This is a genomic window from Acinetobacter sp. GG23 (genome assembly GCF_057766365.1).
Genome location: NZ_JBYMDJ010000013.1, coordinates 67,282 through 90,656 on the forward strand (window position 1 = coordinate 67,282; position 23,375 = coordinate 90,656).

The window sequence follows — 23,375 nt, forward strand, 5'->3', positions numbered from 1 at the left end:
GTTATAAATGAATTAAATCATAAATTAAAGTCTATTTACTCATCAATTGGTTCATATAATTTAGCAAAATTTCTTTAGCACCGGTTTCCAAGGGCAGGGCATATTTTTCGTTATCTGCACGTAACGCTGGAATATTGATATTGGCTTTACGTAATTCACAAGTATGACCAATGAGCCATTTTTCCAGACTTTCTGCTGCAACTTCCAGATGGAACTGCAAAGCTAGAATGTTTTTTCCAACTGAAAAGGCCTGATTCGGATAAACGTCAGAGCTGGCCAGTAATTCAGCCTGTTCAGGTAAATCGAAAGTATCGCCATGCCAATGTAATACAGCTGTATCACTTAATGGTGCAAGTAAGTTGTTTGGAGTATTTGAAATACTCAGTTCACTCCAGCCAATCTCCTTTTGATGTCCTACATAGACTTTTGCCCCCATAGCATGTGCAATGAGTTGAGCGCCTAAACAAATACCCAAGGTCGGTAAATTTTCCTCTAAACGTACTTTTAGTAAGTCTATTTCTTGTTGTAAGAATGGGTAGTCATCTGTTTCATAAACACCAATCGGACCACCTAAAATAATGGTTAAACCTTTGTGCTGAAATGCTTTGTTTAGATCATCTACACCGGCTTCAAAATAACGCACCCGAAAGCCAAGTTGGTAAAAGATATCTTCTAAAGCCCCCAAGTCTTCAAAGGCAAGATGTTGAATGGCATAAATCGTATCAGGGAAATCTCGAGATGCTGTAGTCATACTATTTTTTCAGGATATTTGGAATAAGAGAAATTTAGCCCGAATCTGAAGAAAAATGAAGGTTTCAAACAAAATGATTTGGTTAATGCGCTGCATTAATAAAAAAGCGAACCGAAGTTCGCTTATTTATGCTTTACATACCTGGGTTGTTAGAAGAAGCCCATCGGTTTGGTCGCATAGCTTACCAACAAGTTTTTGGTTTGTTGATAATGGTCCAGCATCATTTTATGGTTTTCACGTCCAATCCCGGATTTTTTATAACCCCCGAATGCCGCATGTGCAGGATAAATATGGTAGCAGTTGGTCCATACACGACCGGCCTGAATGGCACGACCAGCACGGTAAGAGGTATGAGCCGAACGAGACCAGACACCGGCACCTAAACCATAAATGGTATCGTTGGCAATTTTGATTGCATCATCAAAGTCTTTAAAGGTTGTAACAGCAAGTACAGGTCCAAAAATTTCTTCCTGGAACGTTCTCATGTCGTTGGTGCCTTTCAAGATGGTCGGTTCGATATAGAAACCTTGCCCTACTTCATTGCGTTCGCCACCACCTGTCAATATTTCAGCACCTTCTGCACGACCTGTTGCAATACAGCCCAAGATTTTATCTTGCTGCTCTTGCGATGCCTGAGCGCCAATCATGGTGTCAGTATCGAGTGGATGACCGGTTTTAATCCGTTTAACACGCTCAATGGCTTTTTCCAGAAATTGATCGGCTATGCTTTCTTGAACCAGTGCACGAGAAGGACAGGTACAAATTTCACCTTGGTTTAAGGCAAACATGGCAAAACCTTCTAGCGCCTTATCTAAAAAGTCATCCTCTTGTGCCATTACATCTTCAAAGAAAAGGTTGGGTGATTTACCACCGAGTTCAAGCGTGACTGGAATAATGTTTTCGGTGGCATATTGCATGATTTGCTGACCGACTGAAGTTGAGCCGGTAAAGGCAATTTTGGCAATACGTGGATTGGTTGCAAGCGGACGACCCACTTCAACTCCATAACCATTAACAATATTTAATACACCTTCAGGCAGCAGGTCCTGAATCAATTCAACCAATACCAAAATACTGACCGGAGTTTGTTCAGCCGGTTTTAAAACAATACAGTTACCCGCAGCCAATGCCGGTGCCAATTTCCAGGTCGCCATTAAAATAGGGAAGTTCCAAGGAATAATTTGCCCCACCACACCTAAAGGTTCATGAAAATGGTAAGCAATCGTGTCTTCATCAATTTCTGAAATGCCGCCTTCCTGAGCACGGATACAGCCAGCAAAATAGCGGAAATGGTCAATCGCCAAAGGAATGTCTGCTGCCAGAGTCTCGCGGATGGGTTTGCCGTTATCCCAAGTTTCAGCCACTGCTAAAAGCTCTAGATTGGCTTCTAAACGGTCTGCAATTTTTAACAGAATATTGGAACGGGTAGTGGGAGAGGACTTGTTCCACTGTTCTTTGGCTTTATGCGCTGCATCAAGTGCCAACTCAATATCTTCAACACTTGAGCGTGGAACTTTGGTGAATACTTTACCGTCGACAGGAGAAATATTGTCAAAGTATTCACCTTTTACTGGAGCTACCCACTGACCGCCAATAAAGTTTTCATATTGGGCTTTAAACTGAACTTTTGAACCATCTTGATTAGGATCGGCATAACGCATATGAATTTTCCTTTGCTTATTTTAGTGTTTTAAACCGCATCTACAGCTTTGGTATAAGGTACTTTTGTACATTATTTAATTAGCATACATGGAATAAGGTTGGAGAAAGGTTGGAGACAAGAAGGTTTACAATCTTTTCAATCAGGCTTACAAGAATAGCTATTACAGTGGATGTAAATCATGAATTGTTGTGAGAATAAGGAATGATGAATAAACAAAGTTTGATCCAGAAAAGACAGAAAATTGAGCATTTTAGACAAAGTAGCAGTCTTTCTCCCTTACATGCAGAACAGCTCGGGCAAAGTATTGCCAGTTCTTGGCAACGCTCAACTTCTGCTGAAATTCCCAAAGATCGCGCAGCTGCGCCGTTGGTTCATTTACAAAAAGAAACTTACCCCACGGCTTTGGAACATGCATTGCAATATTGTGCACAAGATTTAAAACATATTGCAGAACAATCTTCCATGGTACTGGCGGTAGGCGATATCGGCAGCACTATTATTTGGACAGCATCGAGTCCACAAATGCAAAGTGCAGCAGAAAGTGTGCACTTTATTGAAGGCGGGCAATGGCGCGAAGAACTGGTCGGAACCAATGCTCTAGCACTTTCTTTAAAAACCCAACAATCGAGTTGTGTATTTTCCAATGAGCATTACATGTCGTCTATTCATGATTGGGTCTGTTATGCAGCTCCCATTATTGATCCTTATTCGAAACAGGTGCTTGGAGTGATTGATCTTTCCACCACTTGGCAAAAACACAATAGTTTGGGTTTGCTGGCGGCTGAACGCTGCGCCTCAATTATTCAATCTGCATTACTGGAATATCAAAAGCAGCGCTTGTTTGTTCGGGCTTTTTCCGTGCCGCAAGTAATGTTCAATGGCAAAGTTTTGGTGCTCACCCCACGGCAAATTGAAATTTTGACTATTTTGGCACTATGTCCGCAAGGCTTAAGTTTGGATACTTTGCATCAAGCCTTATATGGGGAGCGTAAAGTCAGCATGGGCACTTTAAAAGCAGAAATGTCACAATTACGCGATATTTTAGGCGGAATGCTCGGTTCCAGACCTTACCGTTTACTGGCGCACGTTGAAGCTGATTTTTTACTCACCGAGCAATCTTTAGATGCCGGATATATCGATTCCGCCTTAAAATTGTGTACGGGCGTTTTTTTGGCAAAAACTGAAAGTCCTTTTTTATGTGCTTGGCGAGATTGTCTAGAGTCACGTTTAAGTGATGCCATTTTTAAAGCTAATGAAACGGATGTTTTGCTTAAGCACGTGGCACGTTTTCCTGAAGCGATTGATGCAGTGGAACGTCTGATTGAATTGATGCCCAAGACGCATCCTGTGCATCAAACCTTATTAAAGTATCAAGATGGCTAAGGCTTATAGCGCTTTTCTTTAGATCTCTTTCATAAATAAAAAATTGTTCAATATTAGGTTTTATAAAATCGTCATTGCCGCATTTGACTGATTTAATTTTTATACCTTTGTATAGGCAATATTTCTACTTTTGAAAGGTCAAAATGAGAACATCAAAATATATTTTGAGTTCGCAAGAAAAACCTTTTGTTTCGCACACCCAACATTCTGAGTCAGTTTTAAGCACTGCTTTAAAATGCAGCGCAAGGAATAGGAACCGTGGGGCATGCATGCCACATTCATAAAACCCATACCTATTAAAATCCATTTTTGATTTTGACTTTACAATTTATTGGTAGTCTTTGAAAAATGATTTATGAAAAGAAGTCTTTTAGAAACCTTTTAATGCTAACCATTCAAATAGCTGTTGATAGACATTTTCGCGCACCGATTTTTCCGACAGCACCAAGTCATGCAAGCCATTTTTTATTTCGCAGATGGTGACATCACCGTTAATTTTTTTAGCATATTTATCAATATGTTTTACGTCCAAAATCAAATCACTACTTTGTGCATATTTATGCCATTTTTTTGGATTTTTAGTTTGATCTGAATGCATCACTAAGGCAGGGACTTTTAAGGTCACGCCTCGATGAATTTCCTTTTGCGCTTCAAAAATTGCCCGTATAAAACTTAAACGAACCAAAGGATAAGTGGCTTTTTTCCATTCAAGATTAAAGTCCCATTCTCCTTTTAAGCTTTTGTGCAAACTGGTCACATACCATTTATTCAGTTGACTGGGGAATTCTAAATCTGGACAAATTTTACCGACACGGCTTATATTGGGCAGGCCCAGTTTTTTCTTGATTGGATTCATGTTGAAATCGTAAAAAGGGCTATTGACCCACAATGCTTTAATTAAAGGATGATCCGGATGATGCGCTGCATATAAAGTCGTGGTGAGACCGCCAGTCGAATGTCCGCATAGTAAAATAGCCTCATGATCTTCTGCGCCAATAATGTCTAAGGCTTGGCTGATTTCAGCGTCGTATTCAGCAATCTCACGTACGTTATAATATTTTTGATGGGGAAGGTGAGAGCGACCGTATTTACGTAAGTCGAGTGCATAAAAGTTAAAGCCATGCTGATTAAACTGTTCGGCCATTTCGGTTTGGAAAAAATAGTCGATAAAGCCATGAATATATAAAACAGCCTTGTTGGTTTTTTGCGCTGCTTTTTTACGCACCAATGTAGCTATAACTTGACCTTCATAATCCTCAGGGAAATTTAAGGTGGCTTGTTCATAGCCTGAACCTAAGATATCAACTTGATAAAGCGGTTCAATTGTCTGTTCTGTCATTATTGTGCTCATTTGGAATTATCAATTTTCTTTTATCCTTCATGATGAGCAGTGATTTGTCAAATAACTTTAAGATTACTAATAAAAAAAGGGCAATCTAAATTTCCACCTCTTTAAGAAAATAGAGTTTAGATTGCCCGAAATGTAAGTCAGAGATTGGAAGAGAGGACTTACATGGACGTTTTACACCGCTGCTTTAAAAATATCGACCACTTGAGCGTTTGCCTTTAACGCGGCTTTAAAAATATTCACCACTTGATCATGGGTTGCTTTGCGTGGGTTGGTTAACATACAGGCATCTTTTTGTGCATTTTCAGACATCACATGAAGATCTTGCTCTTTCACACCAAGTTCCGACAAACTTGAGGGAATACCAATCGATGCTGATAATTCACGAATTGCATCAATAGCTGCATAAGCTGCTTCGGTTACGGTCAGTCCAGCAGTATTTATACCCATTAACTGTGCAATTTTGGCATAACGATCAGGACAAGCAATCAGGTTAAATTCACATACATGCGGAAGTAAAATCGCATTACATACGCCGTGGGGTAGATTGTAAAAACCGCCAAGTTGATGTGCCATGGCATGTACATAACCTAAAGATGCATTGTTGAATGCCATTCCAGCCAGATATTGTGCATAGCTCATCGCATCACGTGCTTCAAGGTTTTCACCATTGGCAACAGCAGGGCTAAGCCATTCACTAATCATGCTAATGGCTTTTTCAGCACAAGCATCGGTAATTGGATTGGCTGCTGTCGATACATAAGCTTCAACAGCGTGTGTCAATGCATCCATGCCTGTTGCTGCGGTTAAGCTGGCAGGCTTAGCAACCATCAGTTTAGGATCATCAATGGCAATCAATGGAGTACAACGCCAGTCTACAATCGCCATTTTTACATGGGTATCGGTATTGGTAATAATACAGAAGCGCGTCATTTCAGACGCTGTACCTGCTGTGGTATTGATAGCGATCAATGGTGTCATTGGTACTGTGCTTTTATCAATCCCTTCGTAGTCACGAATATGACCACCGCCCGCTGTGACTAAGCCTATACCTTTGGCACAGTCATGCGATGAGCCACCGCCTAAAGAGACAATGAAATCACAAGCATGGTCGTTATAGGCTTGTACGCCGTTATGTACGTTAATATCGGTGGGATTTGGTTCTGCACCCGGGAAAATGTGACTATCTACGCCGGCATCTTTTAAATAAGCTGAAATGGTATCTGCGACACCAAATTTAAAAAGACCTGCATCTGTCACAATCAGGGCTTTTTTAGCACCTAAATTTTGTGCTTTAGCACCAATTTCTTTGGCACAGCCTGGACCAAAAAGAGAAACACAGGGAATATAAAAACCGTTCGTTTGATCTGCAATATTTTTAAAAGCCATGGTGCGATTCCTTCTACCATTGGTATGTTGTTATCGGTGACCCTCACCGTGAATTGAGTATCAAAGGAACAGGATAAAAATCCTACCTACCAAACACCTACCCTTTTAAGTAATTGAATTTTTATTATTTTTTGGGTTTAATTATTTAATCAGAACTTAAAGCATATTTTTTATATAAATGTACAAGATAAACCGGGAGGGTTTAGACGGAATTTGATAACCAAAAATGTAAGTTCGTTTTAAGGTGGTGATTTTCTGATTAATGCATAGAGCTAAAGGTATTGTTTTAATAAAAATATAATTTTCTATTTGGTAAATAAATTATTTATGTTATCTATTGAATAATCAATGTTTTTGCAAATTGAAAATTCAAAAGTTAGTGTTTTTCATGGGGTAAAGGAATTTAAAACTTTATAAAAGCAAGTTGGAAGATATAGTTAAAAATACTTGATAATATTGTTGAGAGTAAATTATAGTCAATTTATATGATTTTTATATTAAATTCCTAAGGATGGGGGGAGGTTTAATGAAAGTCGAACATACGAATGATGCCACATTATTATTACATGCAATCCATAAAATTCTACTTAAAGAATGGGATCCTTTAGGAATTCGTAGTATTCCTTTGATGCGTGACGAATATGAAGATTATTTACCTAAACTCTTTATGATGATTTGTGACAAGGCAGATGAATCAGAGATTTTTGAATATTTATGGCGGGTCGAAAATAAAATCATGGAAAAAAGAGGCAATAGGCAGCATACCTTGCGTATTGCCAGTTTACTCAAAGATTTGCAATTGAAAAAATAAAGTCAAATTTTTTAGTAGCAAGCAGAATCTTTTTAAATACAAATGATTGACTGCACGGATGTTGATGAGGAAAACCGGTGCATGAGCACCGGTTTTTTTTTAGAATTTCTTTTCCAGACTCATTAATACACTGGGAATTGCTTGATTCACACGTGATTCATAAAGGCTGCCATTGGCCTGACTGGTGAGGCGTTCTTTATAATCTGTGCTGAGAATATTGCGTGCATTGAGTGTGGTTGCCCAGCCATCGGTAAAGCGTTTGGTGATGCTGATATCCATGTTGACACGTTCATTGCTGGTACGCTCATAAGGCTGGTTATCCAGAGCACGGGTAAATTCTGGAATATAGTTCAGGTTGACACTGGTTGAAATGCGCCAAGGCTGATAGTTATAAGATAGACCGGTACTTGCAGTATAGGGAGCAACATCACTCACCAGACGTTCCTGATGGTTTTCATCTTCCACTTTGGCACGTACCGTAGACAGTTGCCCATTCAACATAAATGAATGACCATTTGCAGTTTGTTTCAATGCATAGCGTCCAGCAATTTCAACACCATAAGTGGTGGCATTGTCCTGATTTTGTGGGCGTTCTACAAAGCGCGTACCTTCTTGGCGAATTACTTTTTCAATATAGTCATCAATTTCACGTTGAAACGCGGTGATATTGATTCCACCAGATGGCGTGTTGTAGCCCAGAGTGGATTCAAAAGCAGTAATTTTCTCAGGACGTAAATTTGGATTACCGCCACGATCTGGATTGTTCAGGCTACCGGCATCACTATCGGTAGAAATGGAAACCGTGGGCAATAAACGGTCTGCCTTAGGGCTACGGAAGGCTTGGCTGATATTGGTTTGTAATGACCAGGTATCGTTAAGGTCAAAACGATGTGCCAGAACAGGACTGAAGTGGTGGTCGCTATATTCAACTAAGCCCGAACGGTTAATCCATTCCTGACGTGCACCCAAAGTCACCGTTTGGCGATCAGTAAATTTCCAGCTACCTTCCGCATATAATGCGTATTGCTGTTCGTCTAAACTCTGGCTGACATTGCTGTCGAGTTCATTGCTACGTGCATCTGCACCAAATTTAAGTTGACGAGTTTCATTGAACTTTCGAACACCATCATAGGCAATACCATATTCATTGACCGTTTCATCGGTATAAGTGTTGAAGAGTGATGACTCGGTCGATTCCGTTTCATTCTGCTGTTCAACTGAAAGACGAATCTTGTCAGAATTGCCCTTGTCTTTACGTTCATAACGAGTGTTTAAGCGAATGCTATCATTTTTGTCATGCTGAAACTGGTCGCCACGAATACCATCACTTTCGTTATTCCGATAGAACAATTCTGCAACCAATTTTTGCTGATCATCCAACTCGTATTCAACCCGTGGCGCCAGCATTTGTGACTTGCGTTCAGTCGTACGTTTTTGCTCACGTGTTTCGGTACTGGTTTGCGTCTGTGTAAACGATGTGCTGTCATTCCACATTTGATTGGCAGAAAGACTATATAACCATGGACTATCACGTCCATCGAGTTGAACGCTAATATTTTTACGTTGTTCTTCTTTTTGATCTGATTTTGCCAAGCCATATCCGACACGGACATTGCCGCCTAAGCCTGCATTATTTATCGGTTCTTTTAAAATAATATTAATCACGGCAGAGGAAGAGACGGAAGCTTGGGCGACACTTGGCTGTTTGGTGATTTCAATACGCTCAATCATGTCGGGAGTAATGCTGTCGACGATAGACATTCCACCACGTGGACCGCCTTGTACAGGTTCACCATTGATTAAGAATACCGGGGTGCCGCCACCACGAAAACGCATACCTGAGGCACCTCCACCCCCACGTGGACCTTGGCCGGGTGTCGGCATTTGAAAACCAGCTGCACGACGTAAGGCATCATTTACCGACTGATCGCCAAATTGCAGCATTTCTTCGCGAGTAACAATAGTTTTCGCAACTGCACTGATATCAGGATCTTTTGCCGTTGTCGGGGTTGCTTCAAACTTTAAGGTTGCCAAAGTTTGTACTGGAGCAGTTTGGTTAGTAGCGCTGTCTGTTGTATTTGTAATGGTATCAGCAGCCCAAGTTGGGGAAATAACAGTAAACAATGCACAGCTTAAGGTGCTTAATTGCCAACGCGGTTGTATGCGTTTCATTATTTGATGTTCCGAATGTAATTTTAGGTAAGATAACGTAAAAATGTGGAGAAAAATTGTGGAAATCAGCAGAACAAAAAATAAAAGATAGAAATCGGATTGAATGAATAAATACCAGCAAATGAATGATTTAGATCCTAAGATTGTGATTTTAATTCTTGGTTCAGGAAAATGATTGAATTTTAATCACTGAAACTAGGGCGATAAATAAAATCCTCCTTTATCTTTAACATGACTCACTGAATCTTGCGTTCAAGATTAATATCCATTTGTAAATTAAGTGCTCATTTTTTTAATAAATACAATCGAGCCTTATAAATGAAGCAGGCATTTAAGTGCATGGTATAGGCGCTGTCATACTATTTTAAGAGGATGAAGATCCTTATATATTTTGAGTCAGCAGGACAAAAAAATCTTTATTGCGTATCAAACAGCGTTGGACGTTCAATTCTTTCTCATATTTTGTATGGACGCATAACATCAATTAATTATTAAAACGATAAAATGCAGTTTTGGCTGATTTTTTCAATAAGTGCTTCGCTGATACTGATTTGATCCCATTTGACCATTTGCTGAATCAGCCATTTAAAGTCTTCTGCTTTAGGTTGAGATGATTCATTGATAAAATTACGGATAATATTTTGAATGGAATGAAATTTTTGTACATGAATGCTGTCTGAACATTGAAACTGCACAATATTTAAGTCCATCAGCATTTGCCAGACTTGCGTATAATCCTCGAGATCTTTTAGTTCTTGTTGCGCTTTTTGAATCGCCTGAATCAAGGCACAGTGTGTATTCGGATGTTGCATCGCCCAATCCGCTGTTACAGCCAGAACTTTATCTGCCACTTGAGGAATAACATCTTGGCTAGAAGCGATCACTTGACTAATCCCTAACAATTCCCCTTGCGTATTCCAGGGTTCGCCGACACAAAAACCGTCAATCACATGATTGCTTAAAGCCTCGACCATATAAGGCGGTGGAAGTATCGCGAGTTTCATGTTCTGTGCAACATCACGGTCCGCGAGTGCGAGCCATTCTCTTAAACAATAATGATGAATCGACTGTTTAAATACATGCGCCAGTTGAATGTTTTTTTGCTGTTGAATCGCAGCGACTAATTTTTGTGCCGATTGTTGGGCATTATCTGGAGGGAAAATCTGCAGGTCAAAACATAATTTTTGATTCAAACTGATAAAGGCACGGTTATGACTTAACACCAAAGCCGTTTGCAGGGGAATACCAAGCTGGTCTTCACCCAGCGCTGCGGCAGGCAGCATGGCAGACAGGCAATGCGCAGCATCTAAAAAACCAAAAGCCAATCGGTCTCTTAAACTTGCCCATGAAGCTTCCTTGACTAAAGTAATATCCAGACCAAGCTCATCGAAGAAGCCGCGCTGTTTGGCCCAAAGAATGGCCACACAGTCAAGCAAGGGAATATAGCCGATCTGGATTTGAGTTTTTTCTAAATCTGTCATGGCTTAATCCCTGAGTTGGTTTTGTAATAGTTGTTGGGCATCCAGTAAACGCCGTGCCATTTCTCCAATGGTCATGCGATGACTCATGGCATTTTTACGCAGTAATTGAAAAGCCTGATCTTCACTGAGTGAATGCAATTGCATCATCAGTACTTTGGCTTTTTCGACATCTTTACGGTCAGCCAGTTTATTTTTGGTTTCTTTCAGATCACCGAGTAATTTTTTATGTTTTTTAAACTGTTCAATCGAAATTTCTAAAATACTTTCCAGTTTAGATGGGTCAATACCGTCGACGATATAAGCCGTTACACCGGCATCAATGGCACTTTTGATGGTGTCTTTATGGCTATTTTTGGTAAATAAAACAGTCGGCAAATCGAACTGGCTGACACAGCTTTCAATGATGTCACGATGTGGATGGTCCATATCCAGCAATATCACGTCGGCATGCAATTGTTCTAAACGGAACATGCTTAAATGGTCAATGGTCAGGCAGGCGACAACCTCGAAATTGTGCTCGATCAGAGAGGCTTTTATATAATTGGCACGTTCCTGATGGTCATCAATCAGTGCGATTTTCAGTTTTGGCATAGTGGCTAAAATATCATCAGGCAAGGCCTGAAAGAAAAGTCATAGCAAATGTAAAGCAATTAAAATGCCAAAACAGTTAAAACTGTATTAATTCGATAAAAATCAGATATAAAACTTAACTGTTATCGGATTGTGCACCGTATTAATGCAAAAATGCGCTACAAGGAAGCACAATCACAATTCATTTCCTTAGCTCTAGCGTTGTTAATCAGATGAACGTGCTGTAAGGATGAATATCAAAAATGATTAATCCATTATAAAAAGTTATAAAAAATATTGAGTTAATGATGTTTTTTTTATGTTGGCATGGACATTGCTTAATTTATATTGAGTCAAAGACGACTCTAAAGAATTTGTAGACGGCCAACGATGTCCGCTCTGATCGAATCTGGTGTGCAGCGATCCGCATAGCAGATAAACCAATACGTTCAGTTCAGGAAGGAGAAGGTTATGTCTTCAAATTTATATGAAAAAAAAGCCACAAAAATAGGTCTTTTTAATTTTAACAGCGCAGCGATGAGAGCCTTCCACATGAGTTGGCTCGCTTTTTTTGTCTGCTTCTTTGCCTGGTTTGCCTGTGCACCACTGATGCCTGTGATTGCAGGTGAATTTCATCTTACTAAAGACCAGATCGCCAATATTAATATTGCCGCAGTCGCAATTACCATTTTGGTTCGCCTGATTGTCGGGCCTTTATGTGACAAGTATGGACCACGCAAAACTTATACTGCACTACTGATTATCGGCAGTATTCCTGTCTTTGGTGTGGCCTCTGCCAACAGCTATGAATCTTTCCTTTTCTTCCGCTTATTGATTGGTGCGATTGGTGCCAGCTTTGTCATCACGCAATATCACACCAGTATCATGTTCGCTCCGAATGTGGTGGGTACTGCCAATGCTGCATCGGCAGGTTGGGGCAATGCCGGCGGCGGTGCGACACAAGCCTTGATGCCGTTAATGCTTGCTGCTTTGGTGATGTTCGGGGTGGAACAGGCGATGGGTTGGAGAATTGCTTTATTGGTGCCGGGTATTCTGATGCTGATTGTCGGTGCAATGTACTGGAAATTTACCCAAGATTGTCCACAAGGCAACTTTAAAGAACTTCGTGCGCAAGGCATTCAAGTCGGTAGCGATAAAAAAGGCGGTATGGCGATTCTGATGCACGCTGCACGCAACTACCGTGTCTGGATTTTATTTGGTGCTTATGCAGCGTGTTTCGGTATTGAAATCTTTATTCATAACATCGTGGCGATGTACTACGTCGAACACTTTAGCTTTGGTCTCAAAGAAGCAGGACTGGCAGCAGGGATCTTCGGTTTACTGGCACTGTTTGCCCGTGCTTTGGGTGGAATTGTTTCAGACAAAGTTGCAATGAAAAAAGGCCTGGATGGTCGTACTAAAGTGCTGTTCGGCATGATCCTGATGGAAGGTTTGTTCCTGATCTTGTTCTCACAAATGAATACCGCAGTTCTCGCAATTCTGGTCATGACCGTATTTGCACTGTTTACGCATATGGCATGTGGCGCAACGTATGCCCTAGTGCCATTCATTGACCGTGATGCCTTGGGTGGTGTAGCCGGCATCATTGGCGCAGGCGGTAACGTCGGTGCAGTCGCAGCAGGTTTCTTGCTCAAAGGTATGCTGGATATTCAAACTTGTTTGATGGCACTCGGTGGATTGGTCGTGATTGCAGCAAGCTTTGTACTGATGATTCGCTTCTCGGTTGAGCATAAACAGAAAGAACAAAAACTGTTTGAAGATGCAGTGCTTGAACGTAACAACATGGCGCAAGGTTAAGGAAAGGGATTAAGGAGAATTGATATGAAATTAGTCATGATTGGTCACGGTATGGTAGGGCACAAGTTCATTGAATCGGTTCTTGAACATGCAGGTGACGAAGTTGAAATCACGATTCTGGCAGAAGAGCCACGTTTAGCCTATGACCGCGTGCATTTAACCGAATATTTCACTGGAAAATCTGCCAAAGACTTAACCCTTTGCCGTAGCGATTTTGCCGATGCGTATGGCATTGATTTACGCCTCAATACCAAAGCCAATGCAATCGACACTTTAAATAAAACGGTTATCACCAATCATGGCGATGTAATTAGTTATGACAAGTTGGTACTGGCAACCGGTTCATATGCTTTTGTCCCTCCTATTCCAGGCAATGAGCGTGAGAACTGCTTTGTTTACCGCACCATTGAAGACTTGGATGCCATTCGTGCCGCGAGTTTAAATGCCAAAACCGGTGTGGTGATTGGTGGCGGTTTACTCGGTTTGGAAGCGGCCAAAGCCTTACGTGATTTAAACCTTGAAACCCACGTGGTCGAGTTTGCACCTCGCTTAATGGCGGTGCAAATTGATGACCTCGGCGGCAAGGTTTTACGGGCAAAAATCGAAAATCTAGGGGTGAAAGTTCATACTCAAAAAGCTACACAATGCATCGAAGCCGGTGAAAATACTACGCACGTGATGAAGTTTGGCGATGGTTCTGAACTTGCAACCGATATCGTTTTGTTCTCTGCCGGTATTCGCCCACGTGATGAATTGGCGCGTCAAAGCGGTCTGGTGCTTGGTGAGCGTGGCGGTATCGTGATCAATGATTATTGCCAAACCTCTAATGCTGACATTTATGCCATTGGTGAATGTGCACTTTGGCAAAATAAAATTTATGGTCTGGTGGCTCCAGGTTATGACATGGCACGTATTGCTGCGAAACATGTTATGGATCAAGTCTGCAATTTATTTGCCGGCGCGGATATGAGTACCAAGCTGAAACTGATGGGTGTTGATGTAGCATCAGTGGGTGATGCGCATGCCATGACGCCGAATGCCTTAAGTTATTTCTATGCCGATGAAGATGCCATGATTTATAAAAAAATCGTGGTGAATGCGGAAAAAACCAAGCTACTCGGTGCTGTTCTGGTGGGCTGTGCCAAAGAATATAACGACCTGCTACAAATGATGCTGAATGGCCTGGCTATACCAGAACATCCGGAAAGCCTGATCATGCCGGGTTATGCACAGTCATCAGCAAAAACAGGCGGTAGCGGTGTTGATTTACTGCCAGACAGCGCAACCATTTGTTCATGTAATAACGTGTCTAAAGCCGATATTTGCAGTGCTATTGCCGATGGTTCAACCTCACTGGGTGCACTAAAAAAATGTACCAAAGCCGCAACGGCTTGTGGTGGATGTGCACCTTTAGTTACTCAAGTATTGAAATCTGAATTGCAACGTCAAGGGGTGACCGTAAACAATCACCTTTGTGAACACTTTGCCTATTCACGTCAAGAGCTGTATCACCTGGTGCGGGTCAATGAAATCAAAACTTTTGATGATCTGATCGGGCAACATGGTCACGGTCTAGGCTGTGATATCTGTAAACCGACTGCGGCGAATATTTTGGCATCTTGCTGGAATGATTTTGTACTCAAACCAAGCCATGCCGGTCTGCAAGACAGTAATGATTACTACCTCGGTAATGTTCAAAAAGATGGTTCCTATTCAATTGTGCCCCGGATCGCAGGCGGTGAAATTACCCCGGAAGGTTTAATCACTATCGGGCAGGTTGCGAAAGACTATGGTCTATATACCAAAATCACTGGTGGACAACGGATTGACCTGTTTGGTGCGCAAGTGCATCAACTGCCTGAAATCTGGGAAAAACTCATCAATGCAGGATTTGAGTCGGGTCATGCTTACGGCAAATCATTGCGTACTGTGAAATCTTGTGTCGGTAGCACTTGGTGCCGTTATGGTGTCGATGATTCTATGGGCTTGGCCATCTTCCTGGAAAATCGCTACAAGGGCTTGCGTTCTCCACATAAACTCAAAATGGCGGTCTCTGGCTGTACCCGTGAATGTGCCGAAGCACAAAGTAAAGATGTCGGGGTGATTGCTACAGAAAAAGGCTGGAACCTGTATGTATGCGGTAATGGCGGAATGAAACCTCGCCATGCGGAGCTACTTGCTTCTGATCTGGATACTGAAACTTTAATTCGTTATATCGACCGGTTCTATATGTTCTACATTCAAACAGCAGATCGCCTGCAACGTACTTCGGTATGGCGCGACAACCTGGAAGGCGGTCTGGATTATCTTAAAGCCGTGGTGCTTGAAGATTCTTTAGGACTGGCTGCCGAGTTAGAACGCCGTATGGATCATGTGGTCGGCACTTATCAAGATGAATGGCGCACTGCGGTTGAAGATCCGGAAGTACGTAAACGCTTTATCACCTTTATTAATGCCAAGGCTGAAAAACAGAATGATCCACATATTCAGTTTGCTATTGAACGTGGACAAATCCGCCCAAAAACTGCGGTTGAACGTGATGTGACGCGTATTCCGGTAGTTGAAGCCTAAGCATTTTCATGGAAATGAAGGAGAATAAATATGACGATTTTAAAAGAAATGAATGACTTGGATTGGGTTGAGATTTGTAGTCTGGATGACATTACCCCGAATACCGGTGTGGGGGCTTTAATTGACAATCAGCAAATTGCCATTTTCCGTGTCGGTAATGAAAAACGGGTTTATGCTTTAAGTAACCAGGACCCATTTAGTCAGGCATTTGTGATGTCGCGCGGCATCATTGGCGATTTGCAAGGTGAGCGTGTCGTGGCATCTCCCATCTATAAACAACATTTCAGTCTGGCAACCGGGCGTTGTCTGGAAGATAAAGATAAAAAGCTACTGGTTTTCCCAAGCAAGATTGAAAATGGAAAAGTCTGGGTCAGTCCTACATCGCAAAAAACCTATATTACCAATAACGGCACTTCCCAAGAAAAGATGAAACTGGTGCTAGTGGGCAATGGTCTGGCGGGTATGCGCTGTCTGGAAGATTTGCTGGATATGGCACCTGAACGTTATGAAGTGACCGTAATCGGTGAAGAACCATGGGGCAACTATAACCGCATTATGCTCTCACCTGTGTTGTCTGGCGATAAAACCATTGATGACATCATGCTGCATCCGTATGCCTGGTATAGTGACAAAAACATTCGCTTCATTGCCGGTGATGCTGCGGTAAAAATTGATCGTCCTCGTAAACAGGTTTATACCGAAAAAGGCATAATTGTAGATTATGATCGTTTGATTCTGGCGACAGGTTCCAAGCCGTTCATTCCGCCCATTCCAGGTAGTGACTTAAAAGGTGTGCTCAGTTTCCGTGACATTTACGATGTCAACACCATGCTTGATTACTGCAAATCTAAACAGAATGCCGTGGTGATTGGTGGTGGCTTGCTTGGTTTAGAGGCTGCTTATGGCCTGAAACAACGTGGCATGAATGTGACGGTTTTACATTTGATGGACCGCATCATGGAACGTCAATTGGATAGCCGTGCAAGCAGCTTGTTAAGACAAAGTATTGAAGCGAAGGGCATCAACATCATGACTCAAGCCAATACAGAACAACTGATTGGCGAAGACGGTCATGTGACACACATTAAACTTAAAGATGGTACTGTTTTAGATGCTGATCTGGTGGTTTTTGCTGTGGGCATTCGTCCGAATATGGCATTGGCGCAAAGTGCTGGCTTACGTTGTAACCGGGGTGTGATGGTGAATGACACCATGCAAACTTTTGACCCGAGTATTTATGCGGTGGGTGAATGTATTGAGCACCGTAATCAAACCTTCGGTCTGGTTGAACCACTTTGGGGTCAAGCCTTTATTTGTGCCTCACATCTGGCCGAACACGGCAGCTTAACCTTTAAAGCACCGACGGTTCCGACGCAGCTCAAGGTCAGTGGCTGTGATGTATTTTCGGCAGGCCGAATTGATTTAGAAAATAGCGAACCGCAGGACGATTATGAAGACATTATCTTGAATGATGAAAAACGTCAGATCTATAAACGCATTATTATTCAAAAAGATAAAGTCATTGGTGCCGTATTGTTTGGTGATACTGAAGATGGTGCATGGTATGCAGAACTGATTTCCGATCAAACGCCAATCAGTAATATTCGTAATAAATTGCTCTTTGGTAAAGATTTTGCATTAAAGAAAGCAGGTTAATTACATGAGTGGTATTTGTTCAATTTTAAATATTTGCACAGCCACACTTTGCACTAATAAGTAAAGAATAATTGCGTAGGCATGATCTTACTTTTGAAAGATCAAAAGTAACAAAAATCTTTGTTTCCCATACATTACGTCCTGTAATGATGGGAAACGGTGGCATCCATGCCACCTCGACAGAATACATACTTACGTGAACTCTAAAGATTTAGATAGCTTGGAAAATAGAAGAAATTATTCAAGTGAATTTATTCGATAAAAAGGAGCATCCATGAATAGTATCCCTGTGATGGAACTGCATAGCTCCACAGAAATAAGTAGCAAAATCACCAATACCACCTGTCCCTATTGTGGGGTGGGGTGTGGCGTAACTGCTACTGTGCAGGACACGGCATTAGGTCAAAAAGTTTCGGTTGCAGGAGATGTCAATCATCCATCCAATTACGGGAAACTGTGCATTAAAGGTAGCAATCTGGCTGATACCATTGGCTTGGAAACCCGTGTTCTCCATTCTATGCTCGGTCGCAAGCAACAGCGTGAAAAGAGCGACTGGAATACAGCAACGGATTTAATTGCCGAAAAATTTCAGCAATGTATTGATCAATATGGTCGTGACAGTATTGCCTTTTATGTCTCTGGGCAATTGCTGACTGAAGACTATTATGTGGTGAACAAGTTCGTCAAAGGTTACCTTGGTACAGCCAATATCGACACCAATTCACGACTTTGTATGTCATCTGCGGTTGCGGCACATAAACGTGCTTTCGGTGAAGATATTGTTCCGGCAAGCTATGAAGACTTTGAGCATGCCGATATGGTAGTGCTGGTCGGTTCCAATACCGCTTGGTGCCATCCGGTGCTATATCAACGCATCATGAAAGCTAAAGAGCAACGTGATTTGTTTGTGGTGGTGATTGATCCACGCTTTACCAGTACCTGTGAAGCAGCAGACTTACATTTGCCGATTTTACCGGGGCAGGATGTCGCATTATTTAACGGCTTATTACAATATCTGGCGCAAAATGGTCATGCAGACCAAGATTTTATTACTGCACATACTCAAGGTTTGGAACAGGCTTTGGCGCATAGCCAAACTGAATCATCTATTGAAGATGTAGCAGTGCGTAGCGGTATTTCACTTGAAAAACTACAAGTTTTTTATGAGAAATTTGCCCAAACTGAAAAAGTGATGACCCTGTTTTCGATGGGGGTGAACCAGTCTTCACAAGGCGTGAACAAAGCCAATAGCATAACCAACTGTCATCTGTTCACGGGAAAAATTGGCAAACTCGGTGCTGCACCATTTTCCATGACTGGGCAGCCAAATGCCATGGGCGGACGTGAAGTGGGTGGGCTGGCCAACATGCTGGCAGCACATCTGGAACTGGAAAATGAAAGTCATCAGCAACTGGTGCAAAATTTCTGGCAAAGTCCTTATATTGCCAAGCAGGCTGGCTTTAAGGCCGTTGATCTATTCCATGCGGTAGAAAGTGGCAAAATTAAAGCCATCTGGATTATGGCCACCAATCCAGTCGTAAGTTTGCCGGATGCAGATCAGGTGAAACGTGCTTTAGACAAGTGTGAGTTTGTGGTGGTGTCCGACATTTGCCAAGACACCGACACCACACAATATGCCGATGTACTTTTACCCGCTTTAGGCTGGGGAGAAAAAGATGGCACAGTCACCAATTCTGAACGCCGTATTTCCAGACAGCGTGCATTTTTAGAAGAGCCAGAACAGGCTAAAGCCGACTGGTGGGCGATGAGTCAGGTCGCTAAAAAAATGGGCTTTAGCGGTTTTGAGTTTAACAACAGCTATGACATTTTTCTGGAACATGCACGACTCTCCGCTGAGCAGAATTCAGGTTTGGAACACCGTGGGAAAACGCCAAACTTCCGTTATTTCAATTTAAAAGGCTTAACTGATTTAACCTTTAATGAATATGATGAACTGCAACCGTTGCAATGGCCGCTTTGGTCTAGGCAGCAAGCCGATGGTGCTGTGGCACGCATCTATGCCAAAGGGCATTTTAGCCATGTCGATGGCAAAGCCAAATTTATCGCCATTACCGCGATAGACCCGGTGAATCAGGTGTGTAGTGAATTTCCTTTGGTGCTGAATACAGGCCGGATTCGTGACCAGTGGCATACCATGAGCCGTACCGGTTTATCTGCCAATTTAAGTACCCATCGCGCAGAGCCGTTTTGTGAAATCCATCCCCATGATGCCCTGAAATATGGGATCAAAGATGGCGAATTGGTAGAAGTCAAATCGAAATGGGGCAACTGTGTTTTACGCGCCACGGTCAGTGATGATATTCGTCGTGGACAAGTCTTTGCGCCCATTCACTGGAACGATCAGGTAGCTTCCGATGCCCGCATTGGCAAGGTGGTCAATCCTGTTGTGGATGCCATTTCAGGAGAGCCTGAGTTTAAACATACACCGGTGATCATCCATCCATTTTATAGCCAATGGCAAGGCGTATTTTACGTGCGTCAGGGCTTTGAACAAATAGTACAAGCTTCGATTCAAAATACGGTGTGGTGGACGAAAATTACCACGGCCAAAGCTGTACGCTATGAACTGGCAGACCGTAAAAAATTTACCCAGACCACTGAGCATTTGAAAGAGCTGTTACCGTTTCAGGATGAAAGTTTTGAATGGCTGAATATTGAAGATCAGACTGCGCATATCAGTCACAGTATTGTATTGAAAGATGGTCATTTAATTGCCAGTTTGTATATTGCCCCTAAAGCTTTGTTGCCAGATCGCGACTGGGTCGCAAGTCTGTTTAAACGTGAACGTTTAAGTGCCATGCACCGTAAAGCATTGCTTGCCGGTCAACCGATGTCGATGGCCAACAATGAAGGGCCACTGGTCTGTAGCTGTTTTAAAGTCGGTAAAAACCGCATTATCGATACCATTAAAACTCAAAATATCACCGATGAAAAACAGATCACTGCATGTTTAAAAGCAGGCGGCAATTGCGGTTCATGTCTGCCTGAAATTCGTGGCTTGATCAAAGCCTGGCAAACGGAGGCAGTTGAATGAAGCAAGTCATAAAAAAAGCAGTTTATCCTGAGACTGATTTGGTGATTTTAGCCGGTGGACAAGCGCGGCGCATGAATGGTATCAATAAACTGTTGCAGAAATTTGATGATCAAATTCAACTGATCAAGATTCATCAACAGCTTAAATCCGATGTTGCACACGTATGGATCAATAGTCATCGAGATGATTCGATCTATCAAAAAATGATTCCGAGTATTGATTGTTATCAGGATGAGGAGGCTGGCTTTCTAGGACCACTCATGGGAATAAAAAGTGCCTGGTCACATGTACAGGCAGACTATGTGCTGTTTGTACCTTGTGATGTGACTTATATCCCTTCAAAAGTGCTACTCAAACTACATCAGGCTTTAGCCAAAAATAGCTTGGCAGAAGTGGCTTATGTCGAAATCAACGGCAAGGCACTTTATCCATTTTGTCTGGTTAAACGTAATAGTCTGAATATCCTTACAACCCATCTTGAACAAAAACAGCGCAGTTTGAGGCAGTGTTTTTTAGATTTGCACGCTCAAGTGGCACATTTTAAAAATCACGCACTATTTTTTCACAGTATTAACTCATTGGATGAGCTGCAACAGCATCAACAACTTAAATTTCTGCATTAAAACTCAATAGTTCGCCTTTGGCACAAAGTTGGAACACTTATTGCAAATCTAATCATCACAAGATTGGGCGATTTAACACTAGTGCACGATAGGTGTGCAGTTGTAGCCAAATGCCTGAAGATGGATGTTCAACATGAATATGATGACAGAGCTTAAAACCGAAGCGAAATTTGTCGACCAATTTGGTCGTGGCAAGCGCAAACTGCGGATTTCAGTAACCGATCGCTGTAATTTTAAGTGTGTCTATTGCATGCCGGAACATCCAGAATGGATGAAAAAGCACGACTTGCTCAGTTTTGAACAGCTTTACCATTTTTGTGATTTTATGGTGCGTCGTGGTATTGAATCTATTCGCATTACAGGCGGCGAACCACTAATGCGTCAAGGGGTGGTGCATTTTGTTGCTCAGCTTCAGCAGCTAAAAAAACTGGGGCTGAAACGCATTTCGATGACCACCAATGCCCATTATTTAAAACAATATGCACAGGCGTTAAAACAGGCAGGACTGGATGATTTAAACATTAGTCTGGACAGTCTGGATGCCCATCAATTTAAACAGCTTACAAAAAAAGATTTATCTCCTGTACTCGAAGGAATTCAGACAGCACAAGCGGTAGGGTTGCCGATCAAGATCAATAGTGTATTGATGAAGGGCATTAATGAAGATCAAATTCTGCCTTTGGCACGCTGGTCGGTTGAAGAAAAAATTGTCTTACGTTTTATTGAATTTATGCCACTGGATGGTGACCGTAAATGGTCGAGCGAATATGTGGTCAGTGAACAACAGATTTTAGATAGCCTGCGTACTGAATTTGCTGTAACTCAACAGCGAAGTGACTCTGCATGTTCAACTTCAGAGCCGGCACGACAGTATTTTATTGATGGTCATCCGATCGGAATCATATCCACCATCACTAACTCATTTTGTGGAACTTGCGACCGGGTACGTTTAACCGCACAAGGTGAATTTTATAACTGCCTGTTTGCGCCTCAAGCTTTGAATCTAAAAACTGAAATTAAAGCCCTAAATTCTTCCGAACCTTTGAGTGAACTGAGCTTGCATGCTGCGTTATCACAATATATCTGGAACAAAGAATACGGCTTTCATGCGATTGAACAGCGTTTAAAACATCAAAGTATGAATAAAAGCAGCCGCAAAATCAGCATGCATATACTTGGAGGTTAAGATGTCACAGATCACAATTAAAATTGAAGCCTTCGGTGCGGTAGAACGCCAGTTACCTGCAAACCTGGAGATGATCTGCAGCCCATACAGCACGGTTGCGCAAGTTTTGGCTCAAGTTGGGCAGGAGTATCCGGCAGCTTTTACCATGATTGAACGCTGTGCCTGTGCCATTGGTGAGGACATTATCTCACGCCAAACACAACTAAGTGCGGACAGTAGCCTGGTTCTGCTTTCACCCGTTGCAGGAGGCTGAAATGAATGTATTGAAACGATTTTCACGGATTCAGGATACCGCCTTAACCTTAGATAGCTTTGATGAGATTCAAACTTTTCCTGAATGTGGTGGTATTGGTATTTTTGTGGGCACAGTACGCAATCATCATGAAGGTAAAGCGGTTAAAGCACTGAAATACACATCTTATACACCCGTGGCGGAAAAAATGATTCGCCAGATTGAGCAAGAGATCCAAGCTAAATATGGCGTGTCTTATGTGCGGGTGATTCACCGGGTTGGCGCTTTGGATATTGGTGAAAAGGCGATTATTGCGATTGCATATGCTGCCCATCGCCGCGAAGCCTTTGCCGCCTGTGAAGAAGCGGTAGAACGGGTCAAGCATGAAGTTCCGGTTTGGAAAGAAGAATTCTATATGGATGGCAGCAGTCAATATGTGGAAGGCTGCTGTATCCGTAAAGATGCCGTGGATAACATCCATGCCCATCATCATCCGATTAAAAAATCTGAATACGAAGAACACCTATATTGTCATCATTAGATAGAAATGAGTTTTTGATTTGCTCAAGTTTTAGCTCAGTTGAAATGACTTTGAAAAGCCAAAAAGAAACATAGGAATACGTAATGAAAAATGTCGGGATGAAGGCAGAGAGTTACCGGACTGCA

At 42.0% G+C, this 23,375-nt stretch carries 17 protein-coding genes; 10 read left to right on the forward strand and 7 right to left on the reverse strand.

Going from position 1 to position 23,375, the window contains the following annotated elements; all coding sequences use genetic code 11:
* Positions 1-31 precede the first annotated feature (31 nt).
* Positions 32-751 (reverse strand): glutamine amidotransferase, encoded by a 720-nt coding sequence (locus tag AC3CAU_RS16365; protein WP_131217073.1) that lies wholly within the window; start codon positions 749-751, stop codon positions 32-34.
* 149 nt (positions 752-900) lie between these two features.
* Positions 901-2,412 (reverse strand): acetaldehyde dehydrogenase ExaC, encoded by a 1,512-nt coding sequence (gene exaC / locus AC3CAU_RS16370; RefSeq protein ID WP_131217071.1) that lies wholly within the window; start codon positions 2,410-2,412, stop codon positions 901-903.
* 203 nt (positions 2,413-2,615) lie between these two features.
* Between exaC and AC3CAU_RS16375 the strand changes: the two genes are divergently transcribed.
* The gene (locus AC3CAU_RS16375) at positions 2,616-3,797 is read left to right on the forward strand and encodes a sigma-54-dependent transcriptional regulator family protein (protein ID WP_131217069.1); all 1,182 of its coding nucleotides are present in this window, start codon (positions 2,616-2,618) and stop codon (positions 3,795-3,797) included.
* A 370-nt stretch (positions 3,798-4,167) separates the two neighbouring features.
* Here the strand turns inward: AC3CAU_RS16375 and AC3CAU_RS16380 are convergent, their stop codons facing one another.
* Both AC3CAU_RS16380 and mdh read right to left on the reverse strand, forming a co-directional pair.
* Positions 4,168-5,136: an alpha/beta hydrolase gene (locus AC3CAU_RS16380; protein ID WP_447054305.1), complete on the reverse strand. Its 969-nt coding sequence runs from the start codon at positions 5,134-5,136 to the stop codon at positions 4,168-4,170.
* Between the two features lie 183 nt (positions 5,137-5,319).
* A complete protein-coding gene (mdh, locus tag AC3CAU_RS16385) occupies positions 5,320-6,534 on the reverse strand; it encodes an iron-dependent methanol dehydrogenase (protein WP_131217065.1) in 1,215 nt (404 codons plus the stop codon).
* Positions 6,535-7,060: 526 nt separating this feature from the next.
* Here mdh and AC3CAU_RS16390 point away from each other — a divergent pair.
* A complete protein-coding gene (locus tag AC3CAU_RS16390) occupies positions 7,061-7,345 on the forward strand; it encodes a hypothetical protein (protein WP_447052819.1) in 285 nt (94 codons plus the stop codon).
* Positions 7,346-7,444: 99 nt separating this feature from the next.
* Here AC3CAU_RS16390 and AC3CAU_RS16395 read toward each other — a convergent pair whose 3' ends face one another.
* From AC3CAU_RS16395 to AC3CAU_RS16405, 3 genes are all read right to left on the reverse strand, one after another.
* Positions 7,445-9,517: a TonB-dependent receptor plug domain-containing protein gene (locus AC3CAU_RS16395; RefSeq protein WP_447052820.1), complete on the reverse strand. Its 2,073-nt coding sequence runs from the start codon at positions 9,515-9,517 to the stop codon at positions 7,445-7,447.
* A gap of 491 nt (positions 9,518-10,008) precedes the next feature.
* Positions 10,009-10,998 (reverse strand): ABC transporter substrate-binding protein, encoded by a 990-nt coding sequence (locus AC3CAU_RS16400; RefSeq protein ID WP_447052821.1) that lies wholly within the window; start codon positions 10,996-10,998, stop codon positions 10,009-10,011.
* Positions 10,999-11,001: 3 nt separating this feature from the next.
* On the reverse strand, positions 11,002-11,589 hold the full coding sequence (locus AC3CAU_RS16405) for an ANTAR domain-containing response regulator (RefSeq protein WP_447052822.1): 588 nt from the start codon (positions 11,587-11,589) through the stop codon (positions 11,002-11,004).
* A 450-nt stretch (positions 11,590-12,039) separates the two neighbouring features.
* Here AC3CAU_RS16405 and AC3CAU_RS16410 point away from each other — a divergent pair, with 450 nt between their 5' ends.
* From AC3CAU_RS16410 to AC3CAU_RS16445, 8 genes are all read left to right on the forward strand, one after another.
* Positions 12,040-13,386 carry an MFS transporter gene (locus AC3CAU_RS16410; protein ID WP_131217054.1) on the forward strand — a complete coding sequence of 449 codons (1,347 nt, stop codon included), beginning with the start codon at positions 12,040-12,042 and terminating at the stop codon, positions 13,384-13,386.
* Between the two features lie 24 nt (positions 13,387-13,410).
* Positions 13,411-15,957 carry a nitrite reductase large subunit NirB gene (gene nirB / locus AC3CAU_RS16415; RefSeq protein WP_447052823.1) on the forward strand — a complete coding sequence of 849 codons (2,547 nt, stop codon included), beginning with the start codon at positions 13,411-13,413 and terminating at the stop codon, positions 15,955-15,957.
* Positions 15,958-15,987: 30 nt separating this feature from the next.
* Positions 15,988-17,613, forward strand: coding sequence for a nitrite reductase small subunit NirD (gene nirD / locus AC3CAU_RS16420; protein ID WP_447052825.1), 1,626 nt, complete (start codon positions 15,988-15,990; stop codon positions 17,611-17,613).
* 274 nt (positions 17,614-17,887) lie between these two features.
* The gene (locus tag AC3CAU_RS16425; protein WP_447052826.1) at positions 17,888-20,668 is read left to right on the forward strand and encodes a molybdopterin-dependent oxidoreductase; all 2,781 of its coding nucleotides are present in this window, start codon (positions 17,888-17,890) and stop codon (positions 20,666-20,668) included.
* A complete protein-coding gene (gene mobA / locus AC3CAU_RS16430) occupies positions 20,665-21,291 on the forward strand; it encodes a molybdenum cofactor guanylyltransferase (protein WP_447052827.1) in 627 nt (208 codons plus the stop codon). The genes AC3CAU_RS16425 and mobA overlap by 4 nt, the downstream gene beginning before the upstream one ends.
* 133 nt (positions 21,292-21,424) lie before the next feature.
* Positions 21,425-22,477, forward strand: a complete 1,053-nt coding sequence (gene moaA / locus AC3CAU_RS16435; protein ID WP_447052828.1) for a GTP 3',8-cyclase MoaA — start codon at positions 21,425-21,427, stop codon at positions 22,475-22,477.
* Between the two features lies 1 nt (position 22,478).
* A complete protein-coding gene (locus tag AC3CAU_RS16440; protein WP_447052829.1) occupies positions 22,479-22,730 on the forward strand; it encodes a MoaD/ThiS family protein in 252 nt (83 codons plus the stop codon).
* 10 nt (positions 22,731-22,740) lie between these two features.
* A complete protein-coding gene (locus AC3CAU_RS16445) occupies positions 22,741-23,250 on the forward strand; it encodes a molybdenum cofactor biosynthesis protein MoaE (RefSeq protein ID WP_447054306.1) in 510 nt (169 codons plus the stop codon).
* Positions 23,251-23,375: the final 125 nt, after the last annotated feature.

Bases quoted from the DNA above. Each gene is read 5' to 3' on its own strand.
- AC3CAU_RS16390 (WP_447052819.1), top strand. From the start codon at position 7,061: ATGAAAGTCGAACATACGAATGATGCCACATTATTATTACATGCAATC.
- AC3CAU_RS16365 (WP_131217073.1), bottom strand. From the start codon at position 751: ATGACTACAGCATCTCGAGATTTCCCTGATACGATTTATGCCATTCAA.
- AC3CAU_RS16440 (WP_447052829.1), top strand. From the start codon at position 22,479: ATGTCACAGATCACAATTAAAATTGAAGCCTTCGGTGCGGTAGAACGC.
- AC3CAU_RS16400 (WP_447052821.1), bottom strand. From the start codon at position 10,998: ATGACAGATTTAGAAAAAACTCAAATCCAGATCGGCTATATTCCCTTG.
- moaA (WP_447052828.1), top strand. From the start codon at position 21,425: ATGAATATGATGACAGAGCTTAAAACCGAAGCGAAATTTGTCGACCAA.
- AC3CAU_RS16395 (WP_447052820.1), bottom strand. From the start codon at position 9,517: ATGAAACGCATACAACCGCGTTGGCAATTAAGCACCTTAAGCTGTGCA.
- AC3CAU_RS16425 (WP_447052826.1), top strand. From the start codon at position 17,888: ATGAATAGTATCCCTGTGATGGAACTGCATAGCTCCACAGAAATAAGT.
- AC3CAU_RS16410 (WP_131217054.1), top strand. From the start codon at position 12,040: ATGTCTTCAAATTTATATGAAAAAAAAGCCACAAAAATAGGTCTTTTT.
- AC3CAU_RS16375 (WP_131217069.1), top strand. From the start codon at position 2,616: ATGATGAATAAACAAAGTTTGATCCAGAAAAGACAGAAAATTGAGCAT.
- mobA (WP_447052827.1), top strand. From the start codon at position 20,665: ATGAAGCAAGTCATAAAAAAAGCAGTTTATCCTGAGACTGATTTGGTG.
- AC3CAU_RS16380 (WP_447054305.1), bottom strand. From the start codon at position 5,136: ATGACAGAACAGACAATTGAACCGCTTTATCAAGTTGATATCTTAGGT.
- exaC (WP_131217071.1), bottom strand. From the start codon at position 2,412: ATGCGTTATGCCGATCCTAATCAAGATGGTTCAAAAGTTCAGTTTAAA.
- nirB (WP_447052823.1), top strand. From the start codon at position 13,411: ATGAAATTAGTCATGATTGGTCACGGTATGGTAGGGCACAAGTTCATT.
- mdh (WP_131217065.1), bottom strand. From the start codon at position 6,534: ATGGCTTTTAAAAATATTGCAGATCAAACGAACGGTTTTTATATTCCC.
- nirD (WP_447052825.1), top strand. From the start codon at position 15,988: ATGACGATTTTAAAAGAAATGAATGACTTGGATTGGGTTGAGATTTGT.
- AC3CAU_RS16405 (WP_447052822.1), bottom strand. From the start codon at position 11,589: ATGCCAAAACTGAAAATCGCACTGATTGATGACCATCAGGAACGTGCC.